A 16785-nucleotide genomic window follows, 5' to 3' on the forward strand; every position below is an offset into this window, starting at 1 on the left:
CATGGGCAGGGCGGTGGCTCCCGGCGGCTCCCGGCAGGCGGCGCGCGGCGGCTCTCAGCGGCTCGCCGCGAGGTGAGAGGCTGACGTCGTGAGGCTCTTCGTCGCGCTGCTGCCCCCGGCGAACGTTCTCGACGAGGTCGAGGCCGCCTTCGCCCCGCACCGGCCTGCCCACCCGGCCCTGAAATGGACGCGCCGGCCGTCCTGGCATGTGACGCTGGCGTTCTACGGCGAGGTCGACGAGCAGATCGTGCCGCGGCTGCTGCCCCGGCTCGAGCGAGCCGCCGGGCGGCATCCGCGCCGCGCACTGGCGTTCGCCGGGGCGGGTGCCTTCCCGCGCGCCGCCTCCGCCCGGGTGCTGTGGACCGGCGTCGAGGCCGACCTGCGCCGCCTCGCCGACTCGTGTGTCGCCGCGGCGCGGCGCGAGGGGATCGACGTCGACGAGCACAAGCGCTTCCATCCCCACCTGACGATGGCGCGCGCCCGCGACCCGCTGGACCTGCGGTCGCTCGTGGCCGAGCTCGGCGGCTACCAGGGCAGCCCGTGGGCGGCCGAGGAGATCCACCTCATCCGCAGCCACCTGGGCGCCCAGGCTCGCTACGAGACCCTCGCCACCTGGCCCCTCGCCTGAGTCGTACGGGCGGTGGGGCGATCGCCGTCTCAGCGCCGGGCGTCGGAGGCTGATATCGACCGAAAGATTGGTATCTGCCGGTGTAACGCGCGATAGTGAGATCATTAAGGGAAGCTCGGACCGAACCATCTACGAGGTCGATATGGACGAACAATCGCTCGGCGTAGAGTCCGACGGTCTGCGGCTGGGGGCGCGAGACGTCCGAGAGGCCGCCGTGACACTGGCCGGAAAGCTCGACGCGCATCACCCGCCCTGCAATCACCACTGGGGCTGGAGCGCAAATGAGGCGCTGAATGCCTTGACCTCGGCGTGGGCGACCCATCTCAACGGTCACGTCGAGGAGGGCCACGACGCCGTCCACCGGCTCCATCGGACACGTACGACCTACTCGACCGGCGAGGACGTGGGTCGGGCAGCGGCGCAGCGAGCCATGCCGCGCGTCGAGGACGTCTGAGGCTCCGGGATGAGCTCGCAGATCACTTACCAGGAGCTGCTGACCGCGCAGCCGGAGATGTGGAAGGACAGCGCGGAGGGCTGGAACAAGTGGTCGTCCGCCGTGCACGACCACGCCCACAGCCTCAAAGCGATCACCACGGCGGTCGCGAAGCGCTGGGACGGACTGGCGTCCACCGAGGCCCACTCGTTCGTCACCGCGGCCCACATCCGGGCGGCGGACTCCGCGGCCGCCCTCCGCAAGGTCGAGACCTGCCTGAAGGAGGCCTACGCGACCTTCGCGCAGGCGCACAACAAGCTGATCTCACTCCGCGGCCAGGCGGAGAACCTCGGATTCGTGGTCGACTCCACAGGGACGATCACCGACCCCGACCACATCCTCGCCAAGGCCAACGGGCAGCATCTGAACAACCTGACCCAGCAGAAGAATCAACTGCAGAAGGACATCCACCAGGTGGTGGAGGACGCCAGAACGGCGGACGAGAAGGTCGCCTCCACCCTGAACGGCCTGATGCCGCCCCGCACCACGACCCTTGCCGGCGCGCCCAACGGCGGGTCGCCCAACGGCGGATCGCCGAGCACGTCGTACGCTCCGCCCGCGCCGGTCTCCTACGGGCACTCACCTGGCGACATCCCGTTCCCGCCCACCGCCCTGAGCAACGCGCCCAACCCCAGGGCCAAGACGATCATGGAGTACGCGCGGAGCAAGCTCGGCGATCCGTACGTCTGGGGTGCCACGGGCCCGGACAAGTTCGACTGCTCGGGATTGACCTCACAGGCCTACCACGCCGCCGGGATCAACATCCCCCGGACCTCCGAGGCTCAGTGGGCAGCCGGTCCCCGGATCCCGAACGGGTCGGAGAAGCCGGGCGACCTCGTCTTCTTCCACGGTGCCTCGCACGTGGGCATCGTGATCGATCCGGCGAAGGGCCTGATGATCGCCGCGCCGCACACCGGAGCGCACGTCAGAATCGAGAGCTATAAGAACTACCCGGGCGGATACATGGGGTTCACCCGCCCGGGCGTGTCCTGACGCACCGCAGCCGGCCGCCGGCGGCCTGAACCGGCGGCCGGTGCCGAGTGCTGAGCCGGCGTTGGGCGCAGCGCCGGCCTCGAGGGTCTCCGCCGAGGCTCAGGCGGTGTCCCAGGTGCGGCCGGTGAGCCGCTCGTACAGCTCGATGTAGCGCGCGCGGGTCGCCGCGACGATGTCGTCCGGGATCGGCGGCCCCGGCGGGGTGCGGTCCCAGTCGGTGACGGTCGCCGACCAGTCGCGGACGAACTGCTTGTCCAGGGAGTGCTGGGGACGGCCCGGCTCCCACTCGCCGGCCGGCCAGAACCGGGACGAGTCCGAGGTCAGCACCTCGTCGGCGAGCACCAGCGTGCCGTCCGGCGCGCGGCCGAACTCCAGCTTCGTGTCGGCGATGATGATGCCGCGCTCGGCGGCCAGCTCCGCCCCGCGCCGGTAGATCTCCAGGGTCGCGTCCCGGAGCCGCTCGGCGGTCTCCGCGCCGATCTCCCGGGCGACCTCGTCGAAGGTGATGAACTCGTCGTGCCCGGTCGTCGCCTTGGTGGTGGGCGTGAACACCGGCTCCGGCAGCCGCGACGCCTCGACGAGCCCCGGCGGCAGCGCCACCCCGGACACCGTGCCCTGCTTCTGGTACTCCTTCAGCCCCAGGCCGACCAGGTAGCCCCGCGCGATGAACTCGACCGGCAGCATCTCCAGCCGGCGGCAGCGGATCGCCCGCCCGGCCCACTCCTCCGGGACGTCGTCGGCGGAGATCACGTGGTTGGGCATGACGTCGGCGAGCTGCTCGAACCACCACAGCGACAGCTGAGTGAGGATCTTCCCCTTGTCGGGGATGGGCGTCGGGAGCACGACGTCGTACACGCTCACCCGGTCGGTCGCGACGAGGATCAGGTCGTCGCCGTCCGCGTACACGTCGCGGACCTTGCCCGAATGCACCAGCTCCATGTGCTCTCTCAATCTCACGCCCGGGGCCCGCTCGGGCCGACTCACCGCTACTCAGAACGTATCGGTTCAGCAGGTGATCGGCCCGAGCGGGGATGCGCGGACGCCCGGTCCCCTCCGGCGGACGCCCGGTGGCTCCGGCGGGCGCCGCCCGGATTCCCCGGTGGGCGCCGCCCGGTCCCCGGTCGATCAGGCGGCGTGGCCGCCGTCGATCGCCACCGCCGTGCCGGTGACGTAGCCGGCCTCGGCTCCGGCGAGGTAGGAGACCAGGCCGGCGATCTCGTCGCGGTCGCCGAAGCGGCCGACCGCGGTGAGCGCCCGCTGGCCCTCGGCGAACGGGCCGTCCGCGGGGTTCATGTCGGTGTCCACCGCGCCACAGTGCAGCGCGTTCACCGTGATCCCGCGCCCGCCGAGCTCACGCGCCAGACCCTTGGTGAGACCGACCAGCGCCGACTTGCTCATCGCGTACACGCTCATCCCCGGGCCGGGCACGTGCGACGAGAGGCTGGTGCCGATGCTGATGATCCGCCCTCCGTCGCCGAGGTGCCGGGCCGCCGCCTGCGACGCGAGGAACACGCCCCGGACGTTCACGGCGAGCGCCTGGTCGACCTGCTCCAGCGAGAGGTCCTCCAGCGGGCCGATCACCCCGATCCCGGCGTTGTTCACCAGGATGTCGAGGCGGCCGAACTCGGCCGCGACCCGATCCACCGCTCCCACGACCGCCTGCGGGTCCGCCGCGTCGGCCCGCAGGGCCATCCCACGCCGCCCCGTCGCCTCGATCTTCGTCACCACCTGCTGGGCCTCCTCGTCGGAGCGCGCATAGGTGATCGCGACGTCGGCGCCCTCGTTGGCGAGCCGGTAGGCGATCGCGGCGCCGATGCCGCGGCTGCCGCCGGTGACCAGGGCGACCTTGCCGGTAAGACGTGACATGCTCATCCTCTTCTTTTCGTCTTCTCTTCGTCGGTTGGGTGAATCGACGTCACGCCGTGACGTCGCTGGACACGGCCGTCCGCAGGGCTTCGTTGATCGCGGCGGTGTCCCAGTAGAAGGGCCGGATCTCTGCGATGAGCCCGTCGCGGACGGTGAACACCTGGAGCACCGTCGTCTCGATCGACCGGCCGGTGGCGCGGGCGGTCAGCCTGCCGTGGTTGGACACGATGACGGTGTCGCCGTCCGTCCACTGCCGCCGTTCGAGGAACTCAAGGGAGCGCCAGGTCCGGCTCATCGCGGCCATGAAGCGCTCCAGGCCGTCGTGGCCACGCCACACGCCGCCGTAGGGCAGCGTCGGCGCCTGGTGCATCACCACGTCGGGGTGGAGACGCGCGGCCATGCCGCCGAAGTCGGCGACGCCCGGACCGCCGGCGGTGATGTAGGCGGCCTCCGCCGCGAAGAACTCATCGAGCACGGTACGGGCGTCTCCGTGACCGCTCATCGGGATCAGCACCCTTCCTCATCGCGTCGGCGCGGCTCGGTGCACCCTCGTGATCCACCGCTGCGCGCCGTCCCCCCAAGAACCCCGGAAGGCCGGGAGCGGTTGCACCGGCGGCCGCGGCGGCGGACGCGAATGTCCGGTGCGGCCGAGGTTCGCCCGGTGCCTTGCCCGAAACGTGGATCTTCCGCGCGATCGCGGACTATCGTGATCGACGATCGGCCGGTGCGTGCTGACGCGCCGCCGGCCGGGACAGGGCAGGGCGGACGCCGGGGGTGGACATGAAGGGCCACACCGAGCTCCGGCGACGGCTGCTGACGCTCCTGGCCGGCTTCTTCGGCTTCGTCATCACCGTCGTGCTCTCGGCGATCCCTGGAACCGCCGTGGCCGGGGTCGTCCGCGTGGGCGGCGGGGAGAGCGCCAACGCGGCGGGGACCGGTGGGCCGGCGGCGACCGTGTCCGCCCTCGACCGGAGCCGGGGCCCTGGGTCCTCGCACGCGGCGGCCCTGACGGGCACACCGGGCGGCCGGGGCGCGACGGTTCCCTCCCGCACCTTCAGCGCCGGCGCCCCCGTCGTACGGGACGAGGCGGTCTCGGCCACGGACGGCCGGGGCGCCCCGGGCACCGTCTCCGTGCAGGCCGGCGGAGCCGGTTCGAGCGCCGTGGTGCCGGCGGTCGTGGAGTACCTGCCGCCCGGCCCGCCTTCGGCCGCCGTCGTCGCGGCGCGCGCGGTCACGCCCTCGGCCGTTCTCGCCTCCGCGGTCGGTCTGCGCGGTCCTCCTTCGCACACGGGTTCCTGACGTTCCCGTTCGTCGACCGCGGCGTCTCCTGACGGCCGTGGCGTTCCCGTGTGGAGGCATGTCATCTCACGTATCACCCCACGGCGAGCCCGTTCGGTGCTCGCCGGATCACCCGCGTCCCCCCGACCCTCCTCTTCCGCCCGCCGTTCCGGTCTCCGGGCCGTCCACATCGGGGAGGGCGGATGCTGACCCCCTTCCTGCGCGCCTGCCGGACCCCTGACCTGCGCCGGAGACTGCTGTTCACCCTCGGCATCGTCGTCGTGTTCCGGCTCGGCCAGAACCTGCCCGCACCGGGCGTCGACGTGTCGGCCGTCAGGGCGTGCGCGCAGGCGGCGGCCCACGGCGACCGCGCCGACGTCTTCAGCCTCGTCAACCTGTTCAGCGGGGGAGCGCTGCTGAAGCTTTCGGTCATGGCGCTGGGCATCTACCCGTACGTCACCGCCAGCATCATCCTGCAGCTGCTCACGGTGGTCATCCCGCGTCTGGAGACGCTGAAGAAGGAGGGGCAGGCCGGCACCGCGAAGATCACGCAGTACACCCGCTACCTCACGGTCGCGCTGGCGATCCTGCAGGGGGCGACGGTCGTCGCGATGGCGGCGTCCGGCGAGCTGTTCCCCGGCTGCGGGCAGCGGATCCTGTACGGAACAGGGATCCTCACCGTCGTGACGATGGTGATCTGCATGGTCGCCGGCACCGCCGTCATCATGTGGCTCGGCGAGCTGATCACCGAGCGGGGCGTCGGCAACGGCATGTCCATCCTGATCTTCACTCAGGTCGTCGCCGTCTTCCCCACGGAGTTCTGGAACATCTACACCAGGAAGGGCGGGTTCACGTTCGCCCTGGTGACGGTCACGAGCCTGGCGGTGATGGCCGGAGTCGTCTTCGTCGAGCAGGCCCAGCGGCGCATCCCGGTCCAGTACGCCAAGCGCGTCGTGGGCCGGCGGGCGTACGGCGGCACGTCGACGTACATCCCGCTGAAGGTCAACCAGGCCGGCGTGATCCCGGCGATCTTCGCCTCGTCGCTGCTGTACGTACCGGCGCTCGCGGCGCGCCTCTGGCCCCGGAACGTCCTCCTCAACCGCACGCTCGCCCCGCTCACCCGGCAGGACGACCTTTGGCACATGGTCACGCTCTTCGGGCTGATCGTCTTCTTCACGTACTTCTACGTCGCGATCACGTTCAACCCGACCGAGATCGCCGACAACATGAAGAAGTACGGCGGGTTCGTTCCCGGTATCCGCCCGGGACGGCCGACGGCCGGGTACCTCGACTACGTGCTCACCCGCATCACCGCGCCCGGTGCCCTCTACCTCGGGCTGATCTCGCTCATCCCGATGCTCGCGCTGTCGCTGTTCGGAGCCACGCAGGACTTCCCGTTCGGAGGGACGAGCCTCCTGATCGTCGTCGGTGTCGCGCTGGACACCGTCAAGCAGATCGAGAGCCGGCTGCAGCAGCACCACTACGAGGGATTCCTGCGGTAGCGCGGCCGCCTTCGTACCGCCGGACGTCAGCCGGCGGTACGGAGGCGGTGGTCGAGGGCGGTGTGGCGGCGGCCGGCGCCCGCCGTGCGGACGGCGGCGGCCAGGGCCCTGGGGGAGCCGGCCAGCACCACGAGCCTCTTGGCGCGGGTCACGGCGGTGTAGAGCAGGTTCCGCTGCAGCATCATCCAGGAACTGGTGGTCAGCGGGATGACCACGGCCGGGTACTCGCTGCCCTGCGAGCGGTGGATCGTCACGGCGTACGCATGGGCGAGCTCGTCCAGCTCGGCGAAGTCGTAGTCGACGCTCTCGTCCTCGTCGGTCAGCACGGTCAGCGTCTGCTCCTCCAGGGACAGCCCGGTCACCACGCCCACCGTGCCGTTGAACACCCCGGCGTCGCCCTTGTCGTAGTTGTTCCGCAGCTGGGTGACCTTGTCGCCGACGCGGAACACCCGCCCGCCGTACCGCCGCTCGGGCCGCCCGTCGCGGTGGGGCGTGAGCGCCTCCTGCAGCAGCGTGTTGAGGTTGCCCGCGCCGGCCGGGCCGCGGTGCATCGGCGCGAGGACCTGCACGTCGCGGCGCGGATCGAGCCCGAACCTGCGCGGGATTCGCTGCGCCACGATGTCCACGGTGAGCTCGGCGGTCGCCTCCGCCTCCTCGCACGGGAACAGGAAGAAGTCCGGGAAGCCGTGCGTCTTCGGGTGCTGTCCCGCGTTGATCCGGTGCGCGTTGACGACGATCCCGGACTCCTGCGCCTGCCGGAAGATCTTGGTGAGGCGGACGCGGGGGATCGCGTCGGCGGCCAGGAGGTCGCGCAGCACCTCGCCGGCGCCTACGGAGGGGAGCTGGTCGACGTCCCCGACGAGCAGCAGGTGAGCGCCGCGGGGGATCGCCTTGACCAGCTTGTTGGCGAGGATGACGTCGACCATCGAGGACTCGTCGACGACGACCAGGTCGGCGTCGAGCGGGTTGTCGCGGTCGAACTTCGGGTCGCCGCCCGGCTGTAGCTGCAGCAGCCGGTGCACGGTCGCCGCCTCGTGGCCGGTCAGCTCGGCCAGCCGCTTGGCCGCCCGTCCCGTGGGCGCGACCAGCACGACCTTGGCCCGCTTCGCCCGCGCCAGCTCGACGACGGACCGTACGGTGAAGCTCTTCCCGCACCCGGGGCCGCCGGTCAGCACGGCGACCTTCTCGGTCAGCGCCAGGCGTACGGCGTCCTCCTGCCCGGGCGCGAGGCCGGTCCCGGTCCGCTGCCGCAGCCAGGCGAGCGCCTTGTCCCAGTCGACGTCCTGGAAGCCGGGCAGCCGGTCCGTGCCGGCGCGCAGCAGCTCCAGCAGCCCGGTGGTCAGGGACCGCTCCGCCCGCTGGAACGGCGGCAGGTAGACCGCGGGGATCTCGCCGTTCTCGGCCGTGACCCGCTCGCGGACGAGCTCCTCCGCCGCGACCGCGTCCTCCAGGCACGGGCCGACGAGCTCACGCGGCACTTCCAGGATCTTCGTCGCCTCGGTGATCAGGTTGGGCTCGGGCAGGTAGCAGTGCCCGTTGTCGGCCGCCTGGGACAGGGTGTACGCCAGGCCCGCCTTGATCCGCTCCGGGCTGTCGTGCGGGATGCCGACGGCCTGCGCGATCGTGTCGGCGGTCTTGAACCCGATGCCCCACACGTCCGCGGCGAGGCGGTACGGCTCCTTGCGCACGACCGAGATCGACTCGTCGCCGTACTGCTTGTAGATGCGTACCGCCAGGGACGTCGACACGCCGTGACCCTGCAGGAAGACCATCACCTCCTTGATGGCCTTCTGCTCCTCCCAGGCGGCGGCGATGCGGCCGGACCGCTTCGGCCCCAGGCCGTACACCTCGACCAGGCGCTCGGGCTCCTCCTCGATCACCCGCAGGATGTCGGTGCCGAAGTGCTCGACCATCCGGTCCGCCATCACCGGCCCGATCCCCTTGATCAGGCCGGACCCGAGGTACTTGCGGATGCCCTGCACGGTCGCGGGCAGCACGGTGGTGTACGAGATCGCCTCGAACTGCCGGCCGTACTTCGGATGGGAGGTCCACCGGCCCGTCAGCCGCAGGCTCTCCCCGACCTGTGCGCCCAGCAGCGGTCCCACCACCGTGAGCAGCTCCGAGCCGGTCCGGTCGGTGGCGACCCGGGCGACGGTGTACCCGGTCTCCTCGCTGGCGAAGGTGATCCGCTCGAGTACGGCCTCCAGCACCCGAGTGCCCGGAGGCGCCGCCTGTCCGTCCGTCACGTGGTCATACTGCCCCAGATCAAGGACAAGTCAGGCCGGGCCCGGTCTCTTCCGCGGCCTTGAGGACGTCGCGGCGCACAATGTGGCTCAGTCCGTCTCGTACTGGTTCGCCCAGACCGAGCCGGCCAAGGACCGGGCCGTGGCTCTGCGCAACGGATCCACCCCGGCCGCGGCCGGCCACTACCGGATCGCGGTCCAGGTGACCTCCCCGCACCACAACGCCCTGTCCTGCTTCGCGGAACGGCGCGACGGCGGAGACCTCGGCCAGGAGCACACCATCGCCGCCGGCAACACCGCACCGGTCACCATCGCCACGGCCGTGCCCGCCGGCACGCAGTACAACCTGATCTGCCTCGGCACCGCGCAGGGCCGGCAGGTCCTGAAGGGCACCATCGCCGAGACCGCCCAGTGACCCCGCCCGTACCGCTCGAGTGGTCGAACCGTTAGCCGACCACCCGACCGGCCGCCCTCCGCAGACGGTGGGCGGCCGGTTCTACCGTCATGCCGCCCCAGATCGAGGACAGCTCAGGCCACCTCCGTCTATGCTCCGGTCCCGGAGGGGACACATAGTGTCAGTGTCAATCACGCAACGTCACGGGCCTTGGATAGTCGGGGATCTCCGCCGAATGCCGGAGGACGAGTTCCACCGGTACGAGATCGACGACGGTGTCCTGATCGTCAGCCCGCCGCCAGGGGCCGCACACCAGGTCGCCGTGTTGGAACTGGCCAACATCGTTCAGAAGCCGGCCCGGACCGCCGGGCTGGGAGTCGTACCGGCGGTCGAGGTTGTCACGCATCGCCGAGACGACTGGCTGAAGGTGCCCGATCTGGTCGTGGTGACGCTGGACGCCTTCGAGTCCGAGCCTCAGGAGTACGAAGCCGCCGACGTGGTGCTGGCCGTGGAGATCAGTGGGAACCGGCAGAGCCGCAACCGGGACTTCGGCGAAAAACTCGAGGCCTACGCCGAGGCGGGCATCCCGCACTACTGGATCGCGGAGCTCGTCCCTGTCCCCAGGCTCACCGTCTTCGAACCGGCCGATGGGACCTACCGGGAGGTCGTCGCCTCGGAGGAGCCGGTGAAGCTGACCCGCCCGTTCGCCGTGGAGATCGATCCGGCTCGGTTGCGGCGGACGAGGGGCCGCTGACCACGCGTCGGGGCGGTCCGAGCACACGGCGACGCCGGGGGTGGGGGTTGCTCGACTCTCGGGGCGAAGCGCATAGGCTCGGCGGTGTGAACCGTGCTCCTCGATGGCTCTTGCCGACCGTTCTGGCCGCGCTCGTCTTCGCCGTCGTGCTGGGCACGCTGCTCCATTGAGGCGGCCGCGCCGGGGCAGGTCCCCCGGAGGATCGACACCGGCCAGGGGCGCGCCGTCGCGTACGCTCGCCGCCCTCCTCGCCGTGGGCGGGCCGCTGGTGTGGGCCATGCCCGTACGGGCCGACGCGCGGGCGGTCGCCGCGGGCGTCACGCGGCAGTGCACGATCGACGATCCGCGCATCGACGAGTCCAGCGGGCTGGCCGCGAGCCGCCGCCACCCAGGCATCGTCTACACGTTCAACGACTCGGGCGGCAGCCCCCGGCTCTTCGCGCTCGGGGCGGACGACTGCCGGGTCCGGGCGGCGATCACTCTCGGCGGGGCGCGCAACCGTGACTGGGAGGCGATGGCGGTCGGCGGGGACGGCGGCCTGTACGTCGGGGACATCGGCGACAACCTCAAGGACCAGCCGTACTCCACCGTCTACCGCATCCCGGAGCCCCGGACGATCCGCACGCAGACGGTGCGCGCCACGGCGTACCGCATCAAGTTCGACGACGGACCGCACAACGCCGAGACCCTGATGATCGATCCGCGGACGAACCGGCTCTACGTCGCGAGCAAGGAGTTCGGCGGGTCGCTGTACGAGGGCCCGAAGCGGCTCAGCTCGCGCGGCCTCAACATCATGCATCAGGTCGGTGACGCCCCGTTGTACGCGACCGACGGGGCGTTCGCCCCCGACGGGCGGACGTTCGTCATCCGCGGCTACTGGGACGCCGAGATCTACACCGCGCCCGGTAAGGAGCTGACCGGGGTGAAGGTCCCGGACCAGAAGCTCGGCGAGGGCATCACGTACACCGCCGACGGCAGGTCGCTGCTGTTCAGCGGCGAGGGCGTACGGCAGCCGCTGTGGCGGGAACCCGTGCCCAAGGAGGCGCTGCCGTCCCCGACGGCGAAGCCGAAGGGACGCGCGACGCCCGCAGACGGGACGGGCGGCGGAATGAAGGCGGGCCGCCGGACGCTGGGACTGGTGGTCGTCGGGGCGCTCGCCCTGACCGGTGTTGTGGTGTTCGCTCGCAGACGAGCGTCATGACGAATGGGACGGTGACGTGTCACGATCTCTTCTCGTGGACCTCGAGCTGATCGGCCTTCGGGCCCCCGTACGGCGGCCGCGTCCTGTCGCCCCCGGCCCGTTCGCGCTGTTGTCCCTGCTGGTGGCCCTGCTGCCCATCCCGAATCCCGCCGCGTGGATGGGCGCGATCGTCGCCTGCAACGTGATGCCGTGGCTGCTCGGCCTGCGGGCCCGCCGCCCCGGCGTCTGGCGTCTGTCCGCCGCGGGCCTCGAACGCCTCGCGGCCGACGGCTCAGTGGTCGAGACGTACGAACGTGACCGGATCGAGGAGTTCTCGGTCACAGCGGACGACGAGGTCCTGACGATCTTTCACCGGTTCGGCTCGACGACGGCCGGGACTCTCACGGAGATGGGCTTCGACCCGCTGACGTTCTACATGACGGCCCGCCGACTCGGCATCACCACGCACGTGATCGACGGCGACCGTTCGGTGTTCGACGAGGGCGACCTGCCGTCGGAGGAGGACGCGCCGCGCGCGCTCGGCCGCCGCGCCGAGCAGCGCCTGCGCGACCAGGAGGCGACGCTGCTGGCCGTCGCGCACGAGCCGCACCCGGCCCTCCAGAGCACGCCCGCCACGCTCGGCAACACGGTCACGGGCCGGCGCCGTGCGGTGGCGCTCGGGATCCTCCTCGCGCTGCTGGCCCTGACGATGCTCGCCCGGATCGCCCTCGGCGGTGCGCTCGGCCTCGGCGACCGGGTCATGGGCGGCCTGTGGGCGGTCGTCGGCGCGGTCGCGGTCCTCGGCGCCCGCCGCCGCCGGCTGGGCAGCGCCCCGCTGACCTGGTCCATCACCCCGACGGAGCTGCGGGTCCGGCACGCCACGGTCGCCGAGTGGCGGGTCCGCGCCGACCACGTCGCCGCCGTCGTCGTCGGCCCGGGCACGGCCGTCGACCCCGCGTCGGGCACGCTGACCGGCCGGCACACCGTCGTCACGGTCTTCGGGCACCGGCTGCAGGTCCTGGCCCGGCTCCCCGCTCAGGGCCTGGACGCCTTCCAGCTCACGCACGCGCTCAGCGAGCGCGGCTACCAGGTCGTCACCCCTGACCAGGGTGTGCGCCGGCCGTCCCAGTACGGCCTCGCCGGGCTGCCGGACATCTTCGCGCGCGTGCCCGGCGGCCGCCTCGTCGTCGACGAGGACGGGATCGGCTGGGCCGACGGCGCGGGCGACGTCATCCTGCGGATGCCGCGCGACCGCATCGGCGGCATGGAGCTCCTCACCGTGGACGGCCACGCCTGGCTGCGGATGTACGACGACGACGGCGACGAGTTCCTCGCCGCGCCGCTGTCGATGCTGCGCATCTCCCGGACGGACCTGCGGGAGTCGGCGCGCCGGATGCGGCTGCCGATCACCGACGCGGAGTACGACGCGTACGTCAACGCGGCGTTCCACGGCTCCATGACCCGCATCGAGACGGCCCTCGAACCCTCCTCGATGATCGACGCGGAGGAGGACACCGAGACCCTGCCCGCGGTCCAGCTCGACGTGCCCCGGCGCACCCGCGTGCTCGCCTACGCGGTCACCGCGACGCTGTGCGAGCTCGTCGCCGTCCTCGGGTCGATCTGGCTGCGCGGCGACCTCGGCGGGTTCTGGACCGCGCTGTCGTGGTCCGCGCCGACCGGCCTGGTCCTCGGGCTCGCGGGCACCTGGCTGTACGACCGCAACCGCCCGCAGCTGCGCGTCTCCGCGTCGGGGATCTCCTCGGTGACGCGTCTCGGACGGACCGAGTGGAGCGTGACACGGCAGGCGCTCGGCGGCGTCGGCATCGACGAGTCCGAGGCGCCGCGCCTCGTCGTGTGGAGCCCGGTGGGCCGGGTGCTGCGGAGGGTGTCCTTCCCACCGGACCTGGGCGAGCTGCGCCGCGCCTGCGAGCGCCACGGCCTGCCGTGGGGCCCGCCCGACGCCGGCCACGCCGCCGCCCCACCCCCGGAGCTCTGAGGGTTCGCGGGCCGGGTGCCGCGCCGGATGCGGCGCGGCACCCGCCTGGCCGGACGAGAACCTCGCACCGGCCGCACCGCCACGCCTCACGCCCGAGACGACGGCCGCCCGGGCGTCCTCACCTCCAGTTCGACCTCGCCGATCCGCTGCAGCAGCCGGGACACGGACGTCTCGTCGATGATCAGCGGATCGGCGCCGATCGCGCAGAACGCGGTGAACGCCTGCCGCCAGGCCGACCAGATGATCACCCACCCGCCGTACATGCCCTGCAGGCTCGCCGCGACCGTCTCCGCGTGCAGGTTCCGGCCCGCGCCGCCCGGCGTCCGGGGACGCCGCCGGGTACGGCCCGCCGAGCGCGTCACCGGCCCTCCACGACCCGCAGGACCCCGGCGATCCTGTCCGCCGCGTGGGAGATCTCGTCCGCCGCGCACAGCGGCTCGTACTCCGGCGGCGACTCGCGGGTCGGACCGGACCACTGCCAGAACCACAGGAGCCGCCCGTCGCGGTCGGCCCCGCACACCACGGTCTGCCGCAGACCGGGGCTGAGGATCTTCGCGTGGTGGTCGTCGTCCGGCGGCTCACCGGCGGGATTGCTCGCCAGCACCCGGGCGCCCTGCGCGACGCGGGCCCGCAGCCCGCGCGCCGTCAGCGCGTCCGCCAGCCGCCCGGTGAGCTGCGCCGTACGCGCGTCGACGGACGCCGGAGTCACCGGACCCGTAGGGGGAGAACCTGTCATCGCGACGTCACCTCTCGTGTTCGCTGATGACGTTGAGTGAAGTCTCTGCGGAGGGACCACAGAAGACCGATACTGGGCGACACCACCCGGACACTGTCCGTGTGTCCGGGTCATCGGGGGTCGATCAGGAGGAGAAGGCCGTGGCCGGTGCGGAGACGCTGCCGTGGTGGGCGGCGCGGTTACGAGCGGAACGGGAGCGGCGGGGGTGGAACAAGCACGAGATGGCGCGCCGGCTGCTGAAGGCCACCGGCCGGCCGTACCCGCCCGTGACCTCGCTCGTCCGGCAGATCCTCGGCTGGGAGAAGGGCGAGCACTTCCCTCGCGACTGGACGGCGGCCTACGCCACGGCGTTCGACACGACCGAGGAGGAGCTGTTCCGGCCGCCGCCGGATTTGGGCCTGGCCGGGTACGGCGGAGGCGGCGCAGGCTCGGGGTGGGAGGAGGTGGGTGCCACGAAGCGCCGCGACGCCCTCCGCCTTGGCCTGGCCGCGTCGGTCGCGCCCGCCGCGATGGCCGCGGTGCTGGGAGAGGCCGCCACCGAGGCGATGGAGTTCACCCGGCTCGCCGGAGCCTCCGCGGTCGGCGCCGGGACCTTCGATCATCTTCAGGCGGCCGTGGCCGCCATCGACCGGTCCTATACGAGCGAGCCGCCCGCCGAGGTCTTCGCGGTCGCCCGCGCGTACCGGGCCCGCGTGCACGAACTGATCCGGGGTCCGCACACGCTCAAGGAAGGGCGTGAGCTGTACGTCTGGGCGGCGTGGCTGTCGGAGCTGCTCGCCTGGCTCGCCCACGACCTGGGCCATCCGCTGACCGCCGAGGCGTACGCGATCGACTCCTTCGAACACGCCGACCAGGCCGGCCACGACGAGCTGTGCGCCTGGGCCGCCGACGCCCTCGCCTCCATCGCCACCTACACCGACCGCCCCGAGCACGCCGTCACCGCCGCCCACAAGGGCATCGCCCGAGCCCCCGACGACCACCCCATCGCCGTCCGCCTCCGCGCCAAGGCGGCGCGGGCCCATGCCCGCCTCGGGCATCGGGCCGAGTGCGAGGACCTGCTCCGAGGAGCCGAAGAGCTGCACAACCGTCTGCCCACCGAGCCGCCGACCCGTTTCGGCATGGACACCGGTCCGCTGGCCGAGTACGCCGTGACGGCCTACCCCGCTTCGGCGTTCATCTGGCTGGAGGACTACGAGCAGGCCGAACGTCATGCGGAACGCGCGGTGGCCGTTCATGAGGCGACCCCGTCATCGGATCCGTCGCCGGGCCACGTGGCCATCGCACGGATCGACCTGGGGATCGCGCTCTGCCACCTCGGCGCTCCGGATGCGGCCGCGGCAGCCGGCGTCACCGCACTGGAATCGTCACGCGTCTTCGAATCCCTGCGCTCGCGCGCGGGGGATCTGGACGCGGCGCTGACGGCCCGCTACCCGGAGACCGGCCACGCGCGGGACTTCCACGAGCGGTACCTGGAGCTGAGGAGGGCGCCCGGTGTCCGGCCGACATGATCACTGGCATCTACTGCCCCCTAAGAGCAGTGGATGCCAGTGGTTCACAGCGGGTCGGGGGCGTCAGTCGAGCAGCGCAGTCGCTTCGACTTCGACGAGCACATCCGGCTCGAAGAGGTACTCGACACCGATCAAGGAGGCCGGCGGCATGGGAAGCCGGAGCCCGATCTCATCGGCGACGGCCTCGACACCGGCCATGAAGTCGCCGATCTTCTCCGGGCTCCATCGGGTCACGTAGAACGTCAGCCGCAGCACGTCTGCGAACGATGCTCCCGCGCCCGCCAGCCCGACGGAGATGTTGCGCAATGCCTGGGCGACCTGCCCGGCCAGGTCGCCGGGTGCGACCGGGGTCCCATCGGCCCGGCGTGCGACCTGCCCGCTGACGTGGATGTGCGTCGAGCCCGTGCCGACGGCCACGTGGTGATACGGAGTCGGCTGCAGCATGCCTTCCGGCGTGAAGTGCTGGACGGTCATCGGTGTTCCCCTCTGATCTAGGTATCCGTAAGCTACTTAGTAGAAGAAGGACACTTCAACGAGACCAGGTTTCCCCATGGATACCGAGGACGAATTCCTCATCGGCCCGACGCATCGCGAGCTGCTCGACCAAGTCCTCGACAAGTGGTCGCTCAGTGTGCTCAGCGAACTGTGCGAACGCCCGTGCCGCTTCAACGAGTTGCGCCGGGCCATCCCGCAGGTCACGCAGAAGTCGCTGACCGCGACACTTCGGCGACTCGAGCGGAACGGCGTGGTCGAGCGCGAGGTCGTCTCCACCCGCCCGGTGGCGATCAGGTACCGGATCACGCCACTCGGCAAGACCCTGCGGCCTCCCATCGACGTTTTGCTGGCATGGGCCTCGGCGAACATGCCCGCCATCACGCGCGCCCGGGATGCCTTCGATCTGAGGGAAGAAGAAAGCCGCATGGGCGGGTAGGGGAGAGGGGCTGCTCCCGTCACCGGCTGGACGCCCGCGGCGAAGCGAACGCCCGGGTGAGTGCCTCGTCTTTTCGCACACGAAGTGCCTGAACGATCTCCGCTTTGCTGGGAGAACTCGCAGCGGAGGAGCGGTTTGTGTGAGAACGGCTGGGGGCGCTGGCTCAGATCTTGTGATGGTGGCTCGTCGTCATCGCCGCACGCTCAGGGACACAACGCACTATCTCGGGCAGAGCGGGCACCGCCCGGGGCCACCTTGTTCCCGTCGCCGTCCACTGAGGGAA

At 71.5% G+C, this 16785-nt stretch carries 18 protein-coding genes; 11 read left to right on the top strand and 7 right to left on the bottom strand.

What is annotated here, in order from left to right:
* Positions 1-88 precede the first annotated feature (88 nt).
* The 3 genes from thpR (at position 89) to NE235_RS03880 (ending at position 2114) form a co-directional block, all read left to right on the top strand.
* Positions 89-628 carry an RNA 2',3'-cyclic phosphodiesterase gene (gene thpR / locus NE235_RS03870; RefSeq protein WP_252799388.1) on the top strand — a complete coding sequence of 180 codons (540 nt, stop codon included), beginning with the start codon at positions 89-91 and terminating at the stop codon, positions 626-628.
* A 142-nt stretch (positions 629-770) separates the two neighbouring features.
* The gene (locus NE235_RS03875; RefSeq protein WP_252799391.1) at positions 771-1082 is read left to right on the top strand and encodes a hypothetical protein; all 312 of its coding nucleotides are present in this window, start codon (positions 771-773) and stop codon (positions 1080-1082) included.
* 9 nt (positions 1083-1091) lie between these two features.
* Positions 1092-2114, top strand: coding sequence for a C40 family peptidase (locus tag NE235_RS03880; protein WP_252799393.1), 1023 nt, complete (start codon positions 1092-1094; stop codon positions 2112-2114).
* Positions 2115-2213: 99 nt separating this feature from the next.
* Here NE235_RS03880 and NE235_RS03885 read toward each other — a convergent pair whose 3' ends face one another.
* The 3 genes from NE235_RS03885 to NE235_RS03895 form a co-directional block, all read right to left on the bottom strand.
* Positions 2214-3053: a phosphoribosylaminoimidazolesuccinocarboxamide synthase gene (locus NE235_RS03885; protein ID WP_252799395.1), complete on the bottom strand. Its 840-nt coding sequence runs from the start codon at positions 3051-3053 to the stop codon at positions 2214-2216.
* 186 nt (positions 3054-3239) lie between these two features.
* Positions 3240-3980 carry an SDR family NAD(P)-dependent oxidoreductase gene (locus NE235_RS03890; RefSeq protein WP_252799397.1) on the bottom strand — a complete coding sequence of 247 codons (741 nt, stop codon included), beginning with the start codon at positions 3978-3980 and terminating at the stop codon, positions 3240-3242.
* A 49-nt stretch (positions 3981-4029) separates the two neighbouring features.
* Positions 4030-4482: a nuclear transport factor 2 family protein gene (locus NE235_RS03895; protein ID WP_252799398.1), complete on the bottom strand. Its 453-nt coding sequence runs from the start codon at positions 4480-4482 to the stop codon at positions 4030-4032.
* Between the two features lie 278 nt (positions 4483-4760).
* Here NE235_RS03895 and NE235_RS03900 point away from each other — a divergent pair, with 278 nt between their 5' ends.
* Together NE235_RS03900 and secY are read left to right on the top strand one after the other, a co-directional pair.
* Positions 4761-5279, top strand: coding sequence for a hypothetical protein (locus NE235_RS03900; RefSeq protein WP_252799401.1), 519 nt, complete (start codon positions 4761-4763; stop codon positions 5277-5279).
* Between the two features lie 182 nt (positions 5280-5461).
* A complete protein-coding gene (secY, locus tag NE235_RS03905) occupies positions 5462-6760 on the top strand; it encodes a preprotein translocase subunit SecY (RefSeq protein WP_252799403.1) in 1299 nt (432 codons plus the stop codon).
* 26 nt (positions 6761-6786) lie between these two features.
* Here secY and recD2 read toward each other — a convergent pair whose 3' ends face one another.
* Positions 6787-9006 (bottom strand): SF1B family DNA helicase RecD2, encoded by a 2220-nt coding sequence (recD2, locus tag NE235_RS03910; protein WP_252799405.1) that lies wholly within the window; start codon positions 9004-9006, stop codon positions 6787-6789.
* Positions 9007-9088: 82 nt separating this feature from the next.
* Between recD2 and NE235_RS03915 the strand changes: the two genes are divergently transcribed.
* The 4 genes from NE235_RS03915 to NE235_RS03930 all read left to right on the top strand — a co-directional run bounded on the left by NE235_RS03915 (position 9089) and on the right by NE235_RS03930 (position 13327).
* Complete coding sequence (locus tag NE235_RS03915) at positions 9089-9418, top strand: tudor domain-containing protein (protein ID WP_252799408.1); 330 nt, start codon at positions 9089-9091, stop codon at positions 9416-9418.
* 214 nt (positions 9419-9632) lie between these two features.
* Positions 9633-10151, top strand: a complete 519-nt coding sequence (locus tag NE235_RS03920; protein ID WP_252799410.1) for a Uma2 family endonuclease — start codon at positions 9633-9635, stop codon at positions 10149-10151.
* 166 nt (positions 10152-10317) lie between these two features.
* Complete coding sequence (locus tag NE235_RS03925; RefSeq protein WP_252799412.1) at positions 10318-11352, top strand: hypothetical protein; 1035 nt, start codon at positions 10318-10320, stop codon at positions 11350-11352.
* 34 nt (positions 11353-11386) lie between these two features.
* Positions 11387-13327, top strand: coding sequence for a hypothetical protein (locus NE235_RS03930; protein WP_252799414.1), 1941 nt, complete (start codon positions 11387-11389; stop codon positions 13325-13327).
* Between the two features lie 86 nt (positions 13328-13413).
* Here the strand turns inward: NE235_RS03930 and NE235_RS03935 are convergent, their stop codons facing one another.
* Both NE235_RS03935 and NE235_RS03940 read right to left on the bottom strand, forming a co-directional pair.
* Positions 13414-13689, bottom strand: a complete 276-nt coding sequence (locus NE235_RS03935) for a hypothetical protein (RefSeq protein ID WP_252799415.1) — start codon at positions 13687-13689, stop codon at positions 13414-13416.
* A complete protein-coding gene (locus NE235_RS03940; protein WP_252799417.1) occupies positions 13686-14063 on the bottom strand; it encodes a hypothetical protein in 378 nt (125 codons plus the stop codon). The genes NE235_RS03935 and NE235_RS03940 overlap by 4 nt, the downstream gene beginning before the upstream one ends.
* Before the next feature lie 101 nt (positions 14064-14164).
* Here NE235_RS03940 and NE235_RS03945 point away from each other — a divergent pair, with 101 nt between their 5' ends.
* Positions 14165-15571, top strand: a complete 1407-nt coding sequence (locus NE235_RS03945) for a hypothetical protein (protein ID WP_252799419.1) — start codon at positions 14165-14167, stop codon at positions 15569-15571.
* Positions 15572-15634: 63 nt separating this feature from the next.
* On the opposite strand, the gene NE235_RS03950 is transcribed toward NE235_RS03945, so the two are convergent.
* Positions 15635-16045: a RidA family protein gene (locus NE235_RS03950; RefSeq protein WP_252799420.1), complete on the bottom strand. Its 411-nt coding sequence runs from the start codon at positions 16043-16045 to the stop codon at positions 15635-15637.
* Between the two features lie 76 nt (positions 16046-16121).
* Between NE235_RS03950 and NE235_RS03955 the strand changes: the two genes are divergently transcribed.
* Positions 16122-16502, top strand: coding sequence for a winged helix-turn-helix transcriptional regulator (locus NE235_RS03955; protein ID WP_252799421.1), 381 nt, complete (start codon positions 16122-16124; stop codon positions 16500-16502).
* Positions 16503-16785: the final 283 nt, after the last annotated feature.

This window comes from Actinoallomurus spadix (genome assembly GCF_024055725.1).
GTDB classification, from domain to species: domain Bacteria; phylum Actinomycetota; class Actinomycetes; order Streptosporangiales; family Streptosporangiaceae; genus Actinoallomurus; species Actinoallomurus spadix.

Excerpts from the sequence above, each read along its gene's own strand:
- NE235_RS03875 (WP_252799391.1), top strand. The coding sequence starts at position 771 with ATGGACGAACAATCGCTCGGCGTAGAGTCCGACGGTCTGCGGCTGGGG.
- NE235_RS03880 (WP_252799393.1), top strand. The coding sequence starts at position 1,092 with ATGAGCTCGCAGATCACTTACCAGGAGCTGCTGACCGCGCAGCCGGAG.
- NE235_RS03885 (WP_252799395.1), bottom strand. The coding sequence starts at position 3,053 with ATGGAGCTGGTGCATTCGGGCAAGGTCCGCGACGTGTACGCGGACGGC.
- NE235_RS03890 (WP_252799397.1), bottom strand. The coding sequence starts at position 3,980 with ATGTCACGTCTTACCGGCAAGGTCGCCCTGGTCACCGGCGGCAGCCGC.
- NE235_RS03895 (WP_252799398.1), bottom strand. The coding sequence starts at position 4,482 with ATGAGCGGTCACGGAGACGCCCGTACCGTGCTCGATGAGTTCTTCGCG.
- NE235_RS03900 (WP_252799401.1), top strand. The coding sequence starts at position 4,761 with ATGAAGGGCCACACCGAGCTCCGGCGACGGCTGCTGACGCTCCTGGCC.
- secY (WP_252799403.1), top strand. The coding sequence starts at position 5,462 with ATGCTGACCCCCTTCCTGCGCGCCTGCCGGACCCCTGACCTGCGCCGG.
- NE235_RS03920 (WP_252799410.1), top strand. The coding sequence starts at position 9,633 with ATGCCGGAGGACGAGTTCCACCGGTACGAGATCGACGACGGTGTCCTG.
- NE235_RS03940 (WP_252799417.1), bottom strand. The coding sequence starts at position 14,063 with ATGACAGGTTCTCCCCCTACGGGTCCGGTGACTCCGGCGTCCGTCGAC.
- NE235_RS03950 (WP_252799420.1), bottom strand. The coding sequence starts at position 16,045 with ATGACCGTCCAGCACTTCACGCCGGAAGGCATGCTGCAGCCGACTCCG.
- NE235_RS03955 (WP_252799421.1), top strand. The coding sequence starts at position 16,122 with ATGGATACCGAGGACGAATTCCTCATCGGCCCGACGCATCGCGAGCTG.